Below are 16958 nucleotides of genomic sequence, written 5' to 3'. Positions count from 1 at the left end.
CCCCTTCCCTCGACGAGCACGCCATGAGACTTCCGCTATCCACCCTGGGCGCCGCCCTGTCGCTGTCGCTGGCCGCGCAGGCCGCGCCGGCCCAGCAGCCGCCGCGCGATCCGTTCTTCTGGCTGGGCGAGATCAACAAGGCCACGGCCGTCATCAATACGGACGAAGGCCTGCTGGACAAAAGCATGGCGCCGCGCCTGGCCGCGGGCGTGGCCCAGGTGATCCGCGATGGCAACCAGCCCGGGGCCAAGCGCCCGGCCAGCGTCATCACTTTCGAGCCGCTCCTGATCAAGGCCGCCGGCGAGGACGTGACGCTGCTGCACGCCGGCCGATCCAGCCAGGACATGCACGCCACCTACCGCAGCGCGATCCTGCGCGACAAGCTGCTGGAGCTGGCCGGCCAGCTCAACGTCACCGCCTCGTCGCTGGTGGACCTGGCCGCGCGCCAGGCCGGCACCGTGGTGCCGAACTACACCAACGGCGTGGCCGCCCAGCCCAACAGCTACGGGCACTACCTGCTGGGCCACGCGGCCGGGCTGGCGCGCGACGCGCAGCGCATCCGCGAAGCCTACGCGCGCATCGACCGCTCGCCGATGGGCACCACGGTGCTCAACGGCACCAGCTGGCCGCTGGACCGCGAACGCATGGCGCGCTATCTGGGCTTCACGGCCCTGGTCGACAACGCCTACGACGCCTCGCAGATTTCCTCCATGGACCAGCCGGTGGAAGTGGGCGCCATCGTCGCCAGCATCGCGCTGCGCACGGGCAACTTCGTCGAAGACGTGATGACGCAGTACGCCCAGCCGCGCCCCTGGATACTGCTGCAGGAGGGCGGCGGCAACACCTACGTGTCCAGCGCCATGCCGCAAAAGCGCAATCCCGGCCTGCTCAACGACACCCGCAGCGACGCCTCGACCGCCGTGACGCTGGCCCTGGGGCCGGTCATCCAGACCCACAACATTACCCCCGGCATGAGCGACCCCAAGGACGTGAAGCAGAATTCCGCGATGGTCGACGCCGGCATCTCGGCGCTCAAGCGCTGGGACCGGGTGCTCAAGGCCATGGTGATCAATCCCGAACGCGCGCTCGAAGAGCTGAACAGCGACTGGACCGCCTCGCAGGAACTGGCCGACGTGCTGATGCGCAAGTACAAGCTGCCGTTTCGCGATGGCCACCATTTCGCCTCCGAAGTGGTGAGCTACGCCAAGGCCAACAACATCAAGCCGCTGGATTTCCCGTACGAGCAGGCGCGCCGCATCTACGCCGACGCGATGAAGGACTCGAAGTACGGCACGGAGTTGCCGATGAGCGAGGCGGAGTTCCGTTCCACGCTGGACCCGGTGGCCATTGTGAAGAACCGCGCCACGCTGGGCGGGCCGCAGCCGGCCGAGATGGAGCGCATGCTCAGGCAGGCGCGCGATCAGCTCGCGTCGCAGGACGCCTGGATCAAGGCGCGCCGCGCGCATATCGACGACGCGCTGGCCGAGCTGGACAAACGCTTCGACGCGCTGGTGGCCAGCGCGTCGAAGGAGCAGGCCCGCTGATTCAGGCCGGGGCGAAGGGCGGCGCGTAGCGGCGCAGCCGCAGCGCGTTGCTCAGCACGAACACGCTGGACAGGGCCATCGCGCCGGCCGCGAACACCGGCGACAGCAGGCTGCCGTTGACCGGATACAGCAGGCCGGCGGCCACCGGGATCAGCGCGACGTTGTAGGCGAAGGCCCAGAACAGGTTTTGCTTGATGTTGCGCAGCGTGGCCTGGGACAGCCCGATGGCGTTGGGCACGCCGCCCAGGTCGCCGGACATCAGCACCACGTCGGCGGCCTCGATGGCGATGTCGGTGCCGGTGCCGATGGCCAGGCCCACGTCGGCTTCGGCCAGCGCCGGCGCGTCGTTGATGCCGTCGCCCACGTAGGCGATCGGGCCGTACTGGCGCTTCAGGCGCTGCACCGCCTCGACCTTGCCGTCCGGCAGCACTTCGGCGACGACTTCGTCGATGCCGAGCTGGCGGGCGATGGCCTCGCCGGTGCGGCGGTTGTCGCCCGTGATCATGGCGACCTTCAGGCCCAGTTCGTGCAGCGCGCGGATGGCCGCGGCCGTGGTTTCCTTGATCGGGTCGGCCACCGCGATCATGGCGGCGAGCCGGCCGTTGACGGCGGCGTAGAGCGGGGTCTTGCCTTCGTCGCCCAGCCGCGCGGCTTGCGCGCCGAAGGTCTCGACGCCCAGGCCCAGTTCGCGCATGTAGCGGTCGGCGCCGATCTGGACCAGGTCGCCGTCGACGCGGGCGCTCACGCCGAAGCCGGTGATGGACTCGAACTGCGAGACCGCGCCCAGCGCGATGTTCTGCGCCTTGGCCGCATCGACGATGGCCTGGGCGATGGGGTGTTCGGACTTGGCTTCGACGGCCGCGACCTTGCCCAGCACGGCGTCGCGCTCGAAGCCCTGCGCCACGACCAGGTCGGTCAGTTCGGGGCGGCCCTTGGTCAGCGTGCCGGTCTTGTCCACGGCCACGACCTTGGCGTCCTTCAGCGATTGCAGCGCTTCGCCCTTGCGGAACAGCACGCCCATCTGCGCGGCGCGGCCGGTACCCACCATGATGGAGGTCGGCGTGGCCAGGCCCATGGCGCAGGGGCAGGCGATGATCAGCACCGCCACGGCGTTGACCAGGGCGAAGGTCAGCGCGGGTTCGGGACCGAACGCGAGCCAGACGATGAAGGTCAGCACGGCGGCCGCCATGACCGCGGGCACGAACCACATGGTGATGCGGTCGACCAGCGCCTGGATCGGCAGCTTGGAGCCCTGCGCCTGCTCCACCATGCGGATGATCTGCGCCAGCACCGTGTCGTTGCCGACCTTGGTGGCGCGCAGCGTCAGCGCGCCGTTCTGGTTGACCGTGCCGCCCACCACTTCGGAGCCGGGCTGCTTCTCGACCGGCACGGGCTCGCCGCTGATCATGGATTCGTCGATGAAGCTGTTGCCCTCCACGACCTCGCCGTCCACCGGCACGCGTTCGCCCGGGCGGACTTCGACCAGGTCGCCGGCGACCACTTCCTCGATGGCCAGTTCCAGGACCGCGCCGTCGCGCACCACGCGCGCCGTCTTGGCCTGCAGGCCGAGCAGGCGCTTGATGGCTTCGGAGGTATTGCCCTTGGCGCGCGCCTCCAGGTAGCGGCCCAGCAGGATCAGCGCCACGATGACCGCGGCGGCCTCGTAATAGACGTTGACCGTGCCGGCGGGCAGCAGGCCGGGCGCGAAGGTGGCGACGACCGAATAGGCATAGGCGGCCGAGGTGCCCACCGCCACCAGCGAGTTCATGTCGGGCGCGCCGCGCAGCAGCGCCGGAACGCCTTTCTGGAAAAAGCGCAGCCCGGGGCCGAACAGCACGATGCTGGCGAGCGCGAACTGGAGGTACCAGCTGTTTTGCGTGCCCAGGGTGCCGGCGATCAGATGGTGGAACGCCGGCACCATGTGGCCGCCCATCTCCAGGATGAACACGGGCAGCGCGAAGATGGCGGCGATGGTCAGCGAGCGCTTGAGCGCCTGGCGCTCGGCGGCCTGGCGTTCGGCCACGGCGTCGGTGTCGCTGGCGGCTTCGGCGATGGGCCGGGCTTCGTAGCCGGCCTTGGCCACGGCCTGGATCAGCGCGCTGGCGGCGACGCCGCCAGCCGCGGTGACGCTGGCGCGCTCGGTCGCCAGGTTGACGGTGGCGCCGCTGACGCCGGGCACCGCCTTCAAGGCCTTCTCGACCCGGCCCACGCAGGAGGCGCAGGTCATGCCGGTCACAGACAGTTCCACGGTGGTTTCGGCCACCGTGTAGCCGGCCTTCTGCACCGCCTGCACGGCCGCCGCCACGTCCGGCGCGCCCGCGAAGGAGATGTCGGCGCGTTCGGTCGCCAGGTTGACGCTGGCCTTGCTTACGCCCGGCACGGCCTTCAGGGCCTTTTCGACCCGGCCCACGCACGAGGCGCAGGTCATGCCCTCGATGGGCAGGCTGACCGCGATGCTGTCTGCAGGGATGGAACTCATTGCCGCTCCTTGAAAACTAGGAATTTCCTGTGGATGCGACCACTATAAAGATTCCAATGATGTCAAGGTCAAGCGTTCCGGACGAAAGTTCCTCCCTGCGGGGTTGAAACGGGGTCAGACCATCGACTTTCCGCTGCGCCGGGCCGCGCGGATGTCGCGCCACAGCGTGACGCACAGAATGGCCAGGATCGCGGCCGAGATGGCCGGCCACACCAGGAAATACAACGTCAACCACATATCGGTCTCCTTGTTCGTTGTGGGGTTCAGCCCTTGGCGGGCTGGACGACGGGGCGCTGCGCCGGCGCCTGGGTCAGCGCTTCCTGTTCGCGGTGGAACGAGGTCACGCGGTCGGCCAGCAGGCCGAAATCGAAGCGCTGCGTGTTGCGCAGGCTGAGCGCGGTGCAGACCGCCGCGCTGACGCCGTAGGCGGTGAGCGAACCCATCAGCACGATGTATTCGCGCAGCGTGCCGACGAAGACGGGCAGCATGATGGCGATGCCCGCCGCGCCCACGGCCAGCGCGGCCTTGCGGCCGAAGAAGCCGAACGTCATCAGTCCCAGCACCACGCCGCCGCCGACGGCCGAGCAGATTTCGAAGAACACCGCCACCGCGCCCTGGATCGGGATCAGTTCGAAGCGCACGATGGTGAACAGCACCACGGCGCTGAGCACCGACCAGACGAAGGCGCGGTTGTCCACGCGGTCCCAGTAGAAGCTGGCGATCACCGGGAACACGATGGCGCCCCACAGCGCGCCGACGAAGACCAGCATGACCAGGATGTCCAGGCGCAGGCTGGCGAAGATGACGCCGATCATGGTGGCCACGATCATGGTGGCGCGGCCCCACCACAGCATGCGCTGCGGGTCCGGACGGCCGCGCGCGACGTTCTTGCCGTAGATGTCGGTCATGACGATGGCCGACAGGGCGGCCAGGTCGGAGTCGGCGGTCGAGGACAGCGAGCCCACCACCAGCAGGAAGAACAGCGCGATGCCGAACGGCGGCAGATAGGTCGAGGCCATCTGCGGGATGATGTTGTTCATGTCGCCGTTGGCGGGCTCCAGGCCCACGAACAGCGCCAGCAGGCCCAGCATGCCCAGGCCGATCACGACCGCGCCGTAGCCGACCGTGGCGGTCAGGAAGGTGGGCTTGATCAGGTCTTCGCGCACGGCGAAAAGACGTTGCGCGATGGTCTGGTTGCCGATGGCGTAGGCCAGCACCGCCACGAAGTAGGGCGCGCCCTGTTCAAGAATCGCCTTGGTCGAATAGAAGTCGGCCTGCTCGGCGTTCAGGCGCCACATATTGGCCTGCAGCACGTCGGGGCCGCCGGCGTTGAAGAAGATCAGCGGAATGATGATGACCGCCGCCACGATCATGGCCGCGAGCTGCGCGAAGTCGGTCATCACCGAAGTGCGAAAGCCCGACCACAGCGTATAGGACAGCACGCCCAGGCCGGCGATGAGCACGCCCTGGATGAAGGTCAGCGGGCTGAGGATGGAGACCAGCGCGCCGGCCGCGGTGAAGTTGACCATCAGGCTGATACAGCTGCCCACGATGTTCGACACCGCCATGATCATCTGGCTGGAGGTGCCGTGGCGCGCGTGGATGACTTCCGCCAGCGTGTGCGCCTTGGGCGCGAGCTGGCGGAAACGCTTGCCGAAGGGATAGATGAACAGAATCATCAGCGCGCCCCAGAAACCGTAGTGCAGGGGGCCGGACAGACCGTACTTGTAGCCCGAGGTGGCGCTGGCGTAGAACGATGCGGCCCAGATCCAGGTGGCGATCATGCTGGCCGTGGAAAGGCCGAAGCCCACCGCGTTGTTCGACACCATGTAGCCGTCGACGTTTTCGTTCTTTTCGCCGATGAACAGCGACATCAGGAATGTCGCGCCGTAAAAGCCCGCGAGCAGCAGGATGGCGGTGGTCGCCGATAGCTGAAAGAATTCTGTCTCTTGCATCGTTTTCGTCCTTTCTCCTTGGCAGCTCGGTCATGACGGACAGTCATGGCTGCGTGAGGCCGTTTCCGCGGGATGCGATGGGCGGCAAACCCCTGTGACGTTGCCGAAACACCGGGCGATCGGCCGCAGGCGCGATCGCGTGCCTGCCCGGGGCGGGCGCGACGAGCGAGCCCATGCCGGACAGCGACAAGGCACACCGTGTAGGTGTCTTGCTGCCGCGTGGGGACGAACGCTGGTTTGATTTAGACGTTGCCCAACGCGGTAAGCGATGGTCCTGCCTGGTGGGCAGGGATTTGTTCCGCAGCCTGGCGGCTGGGTAAAGGTGTTTCGGCGGGCGTTCTACGCTGCACGCCGGACCGCTGTGCGCGGCCTTGGTGTCGGTTGCCGTGGGCGACGTGCGTCGCTTTCGGGCAAACGTGATGAACTACAGCAGACGGCAAGTATAGGACCATACCCGTTTCGAGTCCAGCCCGCGCGCCGCGCGCGCCATCGCGAATCCGATTGGAGCGCATCGCAACACTTAATTGGCCGGCGCCGCCGCGCTCCGATAAGGTAAAGGCTTTGGCGCGAATCATGACAGACCGCATATACCTCAACGCCGTCGATGCCGACGGCAACGCCCTGGCGCTGGCCGTGCGCGACGGACGCATCCTGGCCATCGGCGCCGAGCCGCCCGAACTGCCGCAGGCGCAGGTGACGGACCTGCGCGGCCACCTGGTGCTGCCGGGTTTCGTCGACGGCCACATCCACCTGGACAAGAGTTTCGTCGGCGACCGCTGGCATCCGCACCGGCCGGCGGCCACGCTGCGCGAGCGGCTGGCCATCGAGAAAAGCGAACTGGAGGCCGCGCCGCCCATCGAGGCGCGCGCCGATGCGCTCATCGCGCAGGCGGCCGCGTTCGGCACCGTGGCGATGCGCAGCCACGTCGACGTGGACGCCACCACCGGGCTGGAGAACCTGCACGCGATGATGGCCGCGCGCGAGAAGTGGCGCGGCATCGTGGATATCCAGCTGGCGGCGTTTCCGCAGGCCGGCGTGATGTCCTGTCCCGGCACCGCACAGCTCCTGGAGGCCGCGGTGCGCGAGGGCGCGGAGGTGGTGGGCGGCATCGATCCGTCCACGCTGGACGGCGACGCCGAGGGCCAGCTCGATTGCATCTTCGGCATCGCCGACCGCCTGGGCGCCAGGCTCGACATCCATTTGCACGAGCCCGGCATGGCCGGCGTCGAGCAGATCGGCCGCATCGCCGCGCGCACCCGCGCGCTGGGCCTGGCCGGACGCGTCGCGATCAGCCACGCCTACGCGCTGGGCGACGTGGATGCGCGCGCGCAGGACGAGGCGGCGCGCAAGCTCGCGGACGCCGGCGTGGCCATCATGACCAACGCGCCCGGCGACCGCGCCTTTCCGCCGGTGCTGCGGCTGCGCGCCGCCGGCGTGCGGGTGTTCGCCGGCAACGACAACATCCAGGACAGCTGGTGGCCTTACGGCAACGGCGACATGCTGCAGCGCGCGATGCTGATCGGCTACCGCTCGGGCTTTTACGGCGACGCCGAGCTGCTGACGGCGCTGGACATGGCCTCGCACGCGGGCGCGGCCGTGCTGGGCCTGCAAGGCTACGGGCTGCTGGCGGGCAACGAGGCCACGTTCGTGGCGCTGCCCGCGCCCAATGCGGCGGCCGCCGTGGCCGCGGCGCCGGCGCAGCGCCTGCTGTTTCGCAAGGGCGAACCGGTCGGCGAGGCCGCGACCGCCTTCAGCCGGCCCGCGCGCTGACCTCGGCGGCGCGCTGCTCGCAATAGCCGGTCAGCGCGCGCAGCAGGGCGCGGCCGGCCTCGCTGAGCCGGGCGCGCGCATACAGCGCCAGGCGCAGGCCGGCCGGCGCGGCGTAGCCTTCGGCGGCCGTCAGCACGCGGTGTTCGGGGCCGACGCAGGCGGCAGGCAGCAGGCTCACGCCCAGGCCGGCCGCCACCGCGGCCGTCAGGCTGGGCAGGCTGGGGCTGCAAAAGCGTACCTGCCAGGGCCGGCCGCAGTTCTCCAGCATGGCGGTCATTTCCTGGCGGTAGAGCGCGCCGGCCGGAAACGCGACCAGCGGCACGGCCGTGCCGGCGGCGGGCGCCGCGGCGTCGCGCGCCGCGATCCAGCACAGCGGCTCGGCCCACTGGGCGTGGCAGTCCGCGTCCACTTCCCATTGCTTGACCAGCAGCAGGTCCAGGTCGCCTTCGCGGTAGCGCCGCAGCAGCTCGTGGCTGAGGCCGCCCTCGACCTCCACGCGCAGCAGCGGATGGGCGGCCTGCACGGCCGCCAGCGTGGGCATCAGGGCCGCGCCCATGAATTCTTCGGGAGCGCCCAGGCGCAGCACCGCGCTGGCCTGCGCGGCGGCCACGCTGGCGCAGGCTTCCTCGGCCAGGCGCAGGATGCTGCGCGCATACCCGAGCAGACGCTCGCCTTCCTCGGTGGGCAGGATATGGCGCTGGCTGCGGTCCAGCAGCTGGCAGCCGAGCCGGTCCTCCAGGCGCAGCACGTGCTGGCTGACGGTGGACTGGGTCAGGTGCAGGTATTCGGCCGCGCGGGTGAAGTTGCCTGTGTCCACGACGGTGATGAAACTGCGCAGCAGGACGGGATCGAGCATTGCGCTTTCCACTGAAAACCATTGGGTCAATTAATTTCATAATACCCGGACGCGACGCCATACTAGCGTCCTGGACCTTGAACCCGGGAGTATCGGATATGCGTGTTTTCGGAGCGTGCCGCATCTGGCTGGCGGCTTTTATGTTGAGCATGGGCGGCGGGGCCGCGGCGGCCGCGCCGGACGCGGCGCTGCTGGCCGCCGCGGGCGACGGCGACGCGGCCCGCGTCAAGGCGCTGCTGCGGCAGGGCGCCGCGCTGGAGGCGCGCGACGGTTCCGGCAATACGCCGCTCTTGCGCGCCACCCAGGGCAACCACGTCGAGGCCGCGCGCGCGCTGATCGACGCGGGCGCCGACGTCAATGCCAAGAATGCGATCCACGACAGCGCCTACCTGCTGGCCGGGGCGCGCGGCTACCGCGAGATCCTGGCGCTGACGCTGGCGCACGGCGCGGACCTGAAAAGCACCAACCGCTACGGCGGAACGGCGCTGATCCCGGCCTGCGAGCGCGGCCACGTCGAGGTGGTGGACATGCTGCTGGTCGCCGGCGTGGACGCCGACCACGTGAACAACCTGGGATGGACCGGCCTGCTGGAGGCCGTGATCCTGGGCGATGGCGGCCCGCGCCATCAGGCCATCGTCAAGCGCCTGATCGAGGCCGGCGCCGACGTCAATCTTGCCGACGGCAAGGGCGTGACGCCGCTTGCGCATGCGCGCCAGCGCGGCCAGGCCGAGATCGCGCGCATGCTGGAGGCGGCGGGCGCCCGGGGCTGACGCCCCTCAGAAGCCCTCGCGCGGCACGTGCACGCGGCCTTCCATCAGGATGCGCGCGCTGCGGCTCATGATGGCCTTGGTGACCTTCCACTCGCCGTCGACCAGCTTGGCCTCGGCGCCCACGCGCAGCGTGCCCGACGGATGGCCGAAGCACACGTTGTCGCGCTCGCCGCCGCCGGCGGCCAGGTTGACCAGCGTGCCGGGCACGGCCGCGGCGGTGGCGATGGCCACCGACGCCGTGCCCATCATGGCGTGGTGCAGCTTGCCCATGGACAGCGCGCGCACCAGCACGTCGACGTCGCCGGCGCCGATCTGCTTGCCGCTGGACGACACGTAGGCGCGGGGCGGGGCGACGAAAGCGATCTTGGGCGTGTGCTGGCGGCTGGCGGCCTCTTCGAGCTTGCCGATCAGGCCCATGCGCAGCGCGCCGTGGGCGCGGATGGTCTCGAAGCGCGCAAGCGCGGCGGGGTCGCCATTGATGTCGTCCTGCAGTTCCGTGCCCTTGTAGCCCAGCGCCTCGGCGTCCAGGAAGATGGTGGGAATGCCGGAGTTGATCATGGTGGCCTTGAAGGTGCCGACGCCCGGCACTTCCAGGTCGTCCACCAGCTGCCCGGTGGGGAACATGGAGCCGCCGTCGCCTTCCTCGGCCGGGTCCATGAACTCCAGGCGCAGTTCGGCGGCCGGGAAGGTCACGCCGTCCAGTTCGAAGTCGCCGGTTTCCTGCACGGCGCCGTCGGTGATGGGCACGTGGGCGACGATGGTCTTGCCGATGTTGGCCTGCCAGATGCGCACCACGGCCACGCCGTTCTGCGGAATGCGGGCGGGATCGACCAGGCCGTTGGCGATGGCGAACGGGCCGACCGCGGCCGACAGGTTGCCGCAATTGCCGCTCCAGTCCACGAAGGGCTGGTCGATGGAGACCTGGCCGAACAGGTAGTCCACGTCATGGTCGGGACGGCTGCTCTTGCCGATGATGACGGTCTTGCTGGTGCTGGACGTGGCCGCGCCCATGCCGTCGATCTGCTTGCCGTACGGGTCGGGGCTGCCGATCACGCGCAGCAGCAGCGCGTCGCGCGCGGGGCCGGCCACGCGCGCCGATTCGGGCAGGTCGTCGAGTTTGAAGAACACGCCTTTGCTGGTGCCGCCGCGCATGTAGGTGGCGGCAATCTTGGTCTGGGGAGCATGGGCCATGGGGCAGTCCTGAGATCTGGGATGGGGCAGGGCGAACGCCATCGGCGTTCGCCCGTCTGGGTGGAGGATCAGCCGGCTTTCTTGTCGGCGCCGGCCGCGGATTCGGCTTCCAGGAAGTCCTGGGCGAAGCGCTGCAGCACGCCGCCGGCCTCGTAGATCGACACTTCCTCGGCGGTGTCCAGGCGGCAGGTCACGGTGGCCTGCTCGGTGGAGCCGTCGCGGCGGTGGATCACCAGCGTCAGGTCGGCGCGCGGCTTGCGCTCGCCGATGACGTCGTAGCTTTCGGTGCCGTCCAGGTTCAGCGTCTTGCGGTTGACGCCGGGCTTGAACTCCAGCGGCAGCACGCCCATGCCGATCAGGTTGGTGCGGTGGATGCGCTCGAAGCCTTCGGCCACGATGGCTTCCACGCCGGCCAGGCGCACGCCCTTGGCGGCCCAGTCGCGCGACGAACCCTGGCCGTAGTCGGCGCCGGCCACGATGATGAGCGGCTGCTTGCGTTCCATGTAGGTCTCGATCGCTTCCCACATGCGCATGACCTTGCCCTCGGGCTCCACGCGCGCCAGCGAGCCCTGCTTCACCGTGCCGTCCTCGTTCTTCACCATTTCGTTGAAGAGCTTGGGATTGGCGAAGGTGGCGCGCTGCGCCGTCAGGTGGTCGCCGCGGTGGGTGGCGTAGGAGTTGAAGTCCTCTTCGGGCAGGCCCATCTTGTGCAGGTAGGCGCCGGCGGCGCTGTCGAGCAGGATGGCGTTGGACGGCGACAGGTGGTCGGTGGTGATGTTGTCGCCCAGCACGGCCAGCGGCAGCATGCCGCGCAGCGTGCGCTCGCCGGCCAGCGCGCCTTCCCAGTACGGCGGGCGGCGGATGTAGGTGCTCATCGGGCGCCAGTCGTACAGCGGGCTGACGGCGGCGCGGCGCTCGTCCTGGATGCCGAACATGGGCGCGTAGACCTTGCGGAAGTGCTCGGGCTTGACCGCGGACTTGACCACGGCGTCGATCTCTTCGTCGCTGGGCCAGATGTCCTTGAGGCGGATGTCGCGGCCGCTGGCGTCCTGGCCCAGCACGTCGCGCTCGATGTCGAAGCGGATGGTGCCGGCGATGGCGTAGGCCACGACCAGCGGCGGCGAAGCCAGGAAGGCCTGCTTGGCGTAGGGGTGGATGCGGCCGTCGAAGTTGCGGTTGCCCGACAGCACGGCGGTGGCATAAAGGTCGCGGTCGATGATTTCCTGCTGAATCTTGGGGTCCAGCGCGCCGGACATGCCGTTGCACGTGGTACAGGCGAAGGCCACCACGCCGAAGCCCAGCTTTTCCAGTTCGCCGGTCAGGCCGGCTTCGTCCAGGTACAGCGAAACCGCCTTGGAGCCGGGCGCCAGCGAGCTTTTCACCCAGGGCTTGCGGGTCAGGCCTGCGCGGTTGGCGTTGCGCGCCAGCAGGCCGGCGGCGATCACGTTGCGCGGGTTGCTGGTGTTGGTGCAGCTGGTGATGGCGGCGATGATGACGGCGCCGTCCGGCATCAGGCCGGGCTGGTTCTCCACGACGCCGGAAATGCCGCGCTCGGCCAGGTCGGCCACCGGCAGGCGGCGATGCGGGTTGGACGGGCCGGCCAGCGTGCGCACCACGCTGGACAGGTCGAAGCGCAACACGCGCTCGTATTCGGCGGTCTTGAGGCTGTCGGACCACAGGCCGGCGGTCTTGGCGTAGGTTTCCACCAGCGCGATCTGCTCGTCCTCGCGGCCGGTCAGGCGCAGGTAGTCGATGGTCTGCTGGTCGATCGAGAACATCGCCGCCGTGGCGCCGTATTCGGGCGCCATGTTGGAGATGGTGGCGCGGTCGCCCAGCGTCAGGCTGGAGGCGCCTTCGCCGTAGAACTCGAGGTAGGCGCCCACCACTTTTTCCTTGCGCAGGAATTCGGTCAGCGTCAGCACGATGTCGGTGGCGGTGATGCCCGGCTGGGCGCGGCCGGTGAGCTCCACGCCGACGATGTCGGGCAGGCGCATCCAGGAGGCGCGGCCCAGCATTACGTTCTCGGCCTCCAGGCCGCCCACGCCGATAGCGATCACGCCCAGCGCGTCCACGTGCGGAGTATGGCTGTCGGTGCCCACCAGCGTGTCGGGGAAGGCCACGCCGTCCTGGGTGTAGATGACCGGCGACATGCGCTCCAGGTTGATCTGGTGCATGATGCCGTTGCCCGGCGGCACGACCTCGATGTTGCGGAAGGCCTGCTTGGTCCAGTCGATGAAATGGAAGCGGTCTTCGTTGCGGCGGTCCTCGACCGCGCGGTTCTTGGCGAAGGCGTCGGGATCGTCGCCGCCGTATTCCACGGCCAGCGAGTGGTCCACGATCAGCTGCACCGGCACCACCGGATTGACCTTGGCGGGGTCGCCGCCCTTTTCGGCGATGGCGTCGCGCAGGCCGGCCAGGTCCACCAGCGCGGTCTGGCCCAGGATGTCATGGCAGACCACGCGCGCCGGGTACCACGGGAAGTCCAGGTCGCGGCGGCGTTCGATTAGCTGCTTGAGCGCATCGGTCAGGAGCGCCGGGTCGCAGCGGCGCACCAGGTTCTCGGCCAGCACGCGCGACGTGTAGGGCAGGCGGTCATAGGCCCCGGGCGAAATCGCCTCGACGGCGGCGCGGGTGTCGAAGTAGTCCAGGCGGGTGCCGGCCAGGGGCTTGCGGTAGTTTTGGTTCATGCCTCGGTGCGCTGCAGGTTGCCCTGCGCGATCTGCTGTTCGATGTTGAGACGGGATGCGCGGATGTGGCGGCGCATCAGGATTTCAGCCAACTCGCCATCGCGGTCGGCGATGGCGTCAAGAATGCGGTGGTGTTCGGCATAGGCCTGCCGCGGGCGGTTGGGCGTGGTGGAGTACTGGATGCGGTACATGCGCGCGAGCTGATAGAGCTCGTCGCACAGCATCCGAAACAGCATCTGGTTGCCGCTGCCCTTGACGATGCGGTAGTGGAAATCGTAGTCGCCCTCCTGCTGGTAGTAGCCGAGGCCGGCCTGGAAGGCCTCGTCGCGCTCGTGCGCTTCGAGCACGCCGCGCAGCTCCGCGATCTCGGCCGGCGGCATGCGCTCGGCCGCCAGGCGGCAGGCCGTGCCTTCCAGCGATTCGCGGATTTCGTAGAGTTCGCAGAGTTCCTGCTGCGACAGCGACACCACGCGCGCGCCGGCGTGCGGCACGCGCACCAGCAGCCGCTGGCCTTCCAGCCGGTGCAGCGCCTCGCGCAGCGGCCCGCGGCTGACGCCGTGGATCCGCGCCAGCTCGGGCTCGGAGATCTTGCTGCCGGGGGCGATCTCGCCCTTGACGATGGCGGACTGGATCTGGCGGAAGATGTGTTCCGCCAGGGTCTCGCTATCGCCCGGGGCGGCGCCCGGCAGCGTCAGCACTTTGCTCATGTGTCGACAATTCTTCCGAATTTAATGAAAAAAATCGGATTGGCGCGCCGTCAGGCGCAGGATTGTCAACAATTTACCCCGGCGTCGGGCAGGGCGCAAGCCGCCGGGGCCCCGCCTACTGCTTGTGGTGCACCTCCTGCAGGCCGTAGACCTGCACGGGAATGCCCGCCTGGCGCGCCTTCAGCTGCAGGGACAGGTACTGGGAGTAGTGGCGCGACTGGTGCAGGTTGCCGCCGTGGAACCACAGCGCCTGCTGCTGGGTGGGCTTCCACATGTTGCGCTGCTCGCCTTCCCAGGGGCCGGGGTCCTTGGTCGTGTCCGAACCCAGCCCCCAGCACTTGCCGACCTTGTCCGCGACCTCGCGGCTGATCAGGTCGGCGGCCCAGCCGTTCATCGAGCCGTAGCCGGTGGCGTAGACCACCAGGTCGGCCGGCAGGCTCACGCCGTTCTTCAGCACCACGGCGTCGCGCGTCAGGTGGCTGACGTCGGTGCGCGACTGCAGCTTGATGCTGCCGTCGATGATCAGGTCGCAGGCGCCCACGTCGATGTAGTAGCCGGAGCCGCGCCGCAGGTACTTCATGAACAGGCCCGAGCCGTCGTCGCCCCAGTCCAGCATGAAGCCGGCGGCCTCCAGCTTGTTGTAGAACTCGGCGTCGCGCTCGCGCATCCGCTCATACAGCGGGATCTGGAACTGCGCCATGATCTTGTAGGGCAGGGACGCGAACGTCAGGTCGGCCTTGCGCGTGGTCATGCCATTGGCCAGCGCCTGCTCCGAATAAAGCGCGCCCAGGCCGATGTCCATCAGCGTGTCCGAACGCACGATGTGCGTGGACGAACGCTGCACCATCGTCACATGGGCGCCGGCTTCCCACAACGCCGCGCAGATATCGTGCGCGGAGTTGTTGGCGCCGATGACGACCACGTTCTTGCCGCGGTAGGCGTCGGGGCCGGGGTGGCGCGAGGAATGGTGCTGTTCGCCCCGGAACTCATCCTGTCCGGGAAAGCGCGGGATATTGGGCTTGCCGGACATGCCGGTGGCCAGCACCAGCTGCTTGGGCCGCAGCACCACGGGCTCGCCGTCGCGCAGCACGGTGACTTCCCATTCCTGTTTGTCCTCGTCGTAGCGCGCCGACTGGCAGGTGCTGGACGTCCAGTAGTTGAGCTCCATGATCCTGGTGTACATCTCCAGCCAGTCGCCGATCTTGTCCTTGGGCGCGAAGATCGGCCAGTTCTCGGGGAAGGGGATGTAGGGCAGATGGTCGTACCAGACCGGGTCGTGCAGGCACAGCGACTTGTAGCGCTTTCTCCAGCTGTCGCCGGCGCGCTCGTTCTTCTCGATGATGAGGGTGGGCACGTCGAGCTGGCGCAGGCGCGCGCCCAGCGCGATGCCGCCCTGTCCGCCGCCGATGATGAGCACGTAGGGCTGGGTCCGGTAGCCGAGCTCGGCGGCCTCCTGCTCGCGCTTTTCCAGCCAGGTCTGGCGGGTCCGGCTGCTGCCGTGTTCGGCGCCCTTGGGCCGGCGCACGCCGCTGGGCTCTTCATGCCCCTTCAGCTCCGACATGGTGGTCAGCAGCGTCCAGATGCGGCCGTCGCGCACGCGGATGTGGCCATAGCCGCGGGCGCGGTTGGTCTCGATCTCGATCCAGCCCTGCAGCAGGCCGTCGTCGTCCGACACGGCCTCCTTTGGGTCCAGGTTGAACCGCACCGGCTCGACCTGTTCCAGCTGGTGCCGCAGCATGTCGCGGATCTGGTCGCGCCCCTCCAGGGTGCGCAGGTTCCAGGTGAACAGCACCAGGTCGCGCCAATAGCATTCGTCCTGGAACAGCGCGGCGACGGCATCGACGTCCTTGTTGCCTAGCGCGGTGTTCAGGCGTCCCAGCAGGGCCTCCAGGGCGGCGCCGGCTTGATCGGTCTGCATGTCTAGTCTCCTTGCCCGTGGCGGGCGATCGTTGTCTTGGCGGACCGGGGCGGTCCGTGGGCGGTTCCGGCCTGTGCCGGCCGGTGGCCGCCCACCGTAGACAAGCAATCGCCATGCCATATCGGCGCGCCGCGCGCGGCGCCCGGCGCGCGCGACAGGCGGGCGGGAAGGGGCGTGGCGGCGCGCCACAGCTGTGGCGCGCGGGTGTGGCGCCGCGCCTCAGTGGCGCGGGGACAGGCCGTAGCGCCGCATCTGGCGATGGACCGTGGAGCGGTCCACGCCCATGCGGCGGGCGGCCTCGGAGACGTTGCCGGCGCAGCGCGCCAGCATGGAACGCAGGGCAGCTTCGCCGGGGCTGGCGGCCGCCGCCACCGGCGCCAGCGCATCGGGCAGGTCGCCGGCTTCGATCACGCCGTTCTCGCACAGCGCGGCGGCCACCGCGATGGCGTTGGCCAGTTCGCGGATATTGCCGGGCCAGGCGTGCGACTTCAGCGCCATCAGCGCGGCCGGCGACAGCACGGGCGCGCCCGATTCGTCCTGGTGGCGCGCCAGCAGGCGTTCGATCAGCCACTCCAGGTCTTCGCGTTCGCGCAGCGGCGGGATGGTCAGCGTGGCCGCGTTGATGCGGTAATGGTCTGCCCCCTGAAAAGTGGTCCTCCCTGAAGTAGGCTATTGAGCCGTAGGAGGACGTTGGAATGCCCCAGAAGAAGCACAAACCCGAAGAGATCGTGGCGAAGCTGCGCCAAGTCGATGTTCTGTTGTCGCAAGGTCGTTCTGTCGGAGAAGCGGTCCGTTTGATCGGCGTGACGCAGTTTACGTATTACCGGTGGCGCAAGGAGTTCGGTGGCCTGAAGGGTGACCAGGTGAAGCGGCTGAAGGAGCTCGAGAAAGAGAATGACCGGCTGCGCAAGGCGGTCTCGGACCTGACACTCGAGAAGCTGATCCTGAAAGAGGCTGCTTCGGGAAACTTCTGAGCCCCGCTCGCCGTCGCCGTTGCGTCGATCGTGTCATGGCGAAGTTCTCCGTCTCGGAGCGGTTTGCCTGCAAGGTTCTCGGCCAGCATCGTTCGACCCAGCGCAAA

12 protein-coding genes and 1 pseudogene are annotated in these 16958 nt (G+C 68.8%); 4 read left to right on the top strand and 9 right to left on the bottom strand.

Translation table 11 applies throughout. From position 1 onward, the window contains the following. Positions 1–23: 23 nt before the first annotated feature. Complete coding sequence (locus C1I89_RS18695) at positions 24–1544, top strand: argininosuccinate lyase (protein ID WP_102774118.1); 1521 nt, start codon at positions 24–26, stop codon at positions 1542–1544. A gap of 1 nt (position 1545) precedes the next feature. Here the strand turns inward: C1I89_RS18695 and C1I89_RS18690 are convergent, their stop codons facing one another. The 3 genes from C1I89_RS18690 to C1I89_RS18685 all read right to left on the bottom strand — a co-directional run bounded on the left by C1I89_RS18690 (position 1546) and on the right by C1I89_RS18685 (position 5978). Then, positions 1546–4023, bottom strand: a complete 2478-nt coding sequence (locus tag C1I89_RS18690; RefSeq protein ID WP_102774117.1) for a heavy metal translocating P-type ATPase — start codon at positions 4021–4023, stop codon at positions 1546–1548. Between the two features lie 114 nt (positions 4024–4137). After that, positions 4138–4260 (bottom strand): putative transporter small subunit, encoded by a 123-nt coding sequence (locus tag C1I89_RS34885; RefSeq protein WP_209164568.1) that lies wholly within the window; start codon positions 4258–4260, stop codon positions 4138–4140. A 26-nt stretch (positions 4261–4286) separates the two neighbouring features. Further along, on the bottom strand, positions 4287–5978 hold the full coding sequence (locus C1I89_RS18685; RefSeq protein WP_102774116.1) for a sodium:solute symporter family protein: 1692 nt from the start codon (positions 5976–5978) through the stop codon (positions 4287–4289). 573 nt (positions 5979–6551) lie between these two features. On the opposite strand from C1I89_RS18685, the gene C1I89_RS18680 reads away from it, so the two are divergent. Beyond that, the gene (locus C1I89_RS18680; RefSeq protein ID WP_102774115.1) at positions 6552–7748 is read left to right on the top strand and encodes an amidohydrolase family protein; all 1197 of its coding nucleotides are present in this window, start codon (positions 6552–6554) and stop codon (positions 7746–7748) included. Here the strand turns inward: C1I89_RS18680 and C1I89_RS18675 are convergent. Next, a complete protein-coding gene (locus C1I89_RS18675; protein ID WP_102774114.1) occupies positions 7729–8604 on the bottom strand; it encodes a LysR family transcriptional regulator in 876 nt (291 codons plus the stop codon). The two genes, C1I89_RS18680 and C1I89_RS18675, sit on opposite strands and share 20 nt — an antisense overlap. A gap of 98 nt (positions 8605–8702) precedes the next feature. On the opposite strand from C1I89_RS18675, the gene C1I89_RS18670 reads away from it, so the two are divergent. Continuing rightward, complete coding sequence (locus C1I89_RS18670; protein ID WP_102774113.1) at positions 8703–9374, top strand: ankyrin repeat domain-containing protein; 672 nt, start codon at positions 8703–8705, stop codon at positions 9372–9374. Positions 9375–9380: 6 nt separating this feature from the next. Here C1I89_RS18670 and prpF read toward each other — a convergent pair whose 3' ends face one another. The 5 genes from prpF to C1I89_RS35320 all read right to left on the bottom strand — a co-directional run bounded on the left by prpF (position 9381) and on the right by C1I89_RS35320 (position 16396). Further along, complete coding sequence (gene prpF, locus C1I89_RS18665; protein WP_102774112.1) at positions 9381–10565, bottom strand: 2-methylaconitate cis-trans isomerase PrpF; 1185 nt, start codon at positions 10563–10565, stop codon at positions 9381–9383. Between the two features lie 68 nt (positions 10566–10633). Then, the gene (acnD, locus tag C1I89_RS18660; RefSeq protein ID WP_102774111.1) at positions 10634–13252 is read right to left on the bottom strand and encodes a Fe/S-dependent 2-methylisocitrate dehydratase AcnD; all 2619 of its coding nucleotides are present in this window, start codon (positions 13250–13252) and stop codon (positions 10634–10636) included. Further along, entirely contained in the window at positions 13249–13959 is a 711-nt protein-coding gene (locus C1I89_RS18655; protein WP_102774110.1) for a GntR family transcriptional regulator, read from the bottom strand. Before C1I89_RS18655 ends, acnD begins: the two co-directional genes overlap by 4 nt. Positions 13960–14074: 115 nt before the next feature. Beyond that, on the bottom strand, positions 14075–15877 hold the full coding sequence (locus C1I89_RS18650) for an NAD(P)/FAD-dependent oxidoreductase (protein WP_102774109.1): 1803 nt from the start codon (positions 15875–15877) through the stop codon (positions 14075–14077). Positions 15878–16096: 219 nt separating this feature from the next. Next, on the bottom strand, positions 16097–16396 hold the full coding sequence (locus C1I89_RS35320) for a helix-turn-helix domain-containing protein (RefSeq protein ID WP_258231474.1): 300 nt from the start codon (positions 16394–16396) through the stop codon (positions 16097–16099). Positions 16397–16572: 176 nt separating this feature from the next. Between C1I89_RS35320 and C1I89_RS18640 the strand changes: the two are divergent. After that, positions 16573–16958, top strand: a pseudogene (locus C1I89_RS18640) (transposase); the annotation flags it as partial.

The organism is Achromobacter pulmonis, from assembly GCF_002885955.2.
GTDB classification, from domain to species: domain Bacteria; phylum Pseudomonadota; class Gammaproteobacteria; order Burkholderiales; family Burkholderiaceae_B; genus Achromobacter; species Achromobacter pulmonis_A.
This window is presented reverse-complemented; position numbering and strand designations above follow the sequence as displayed.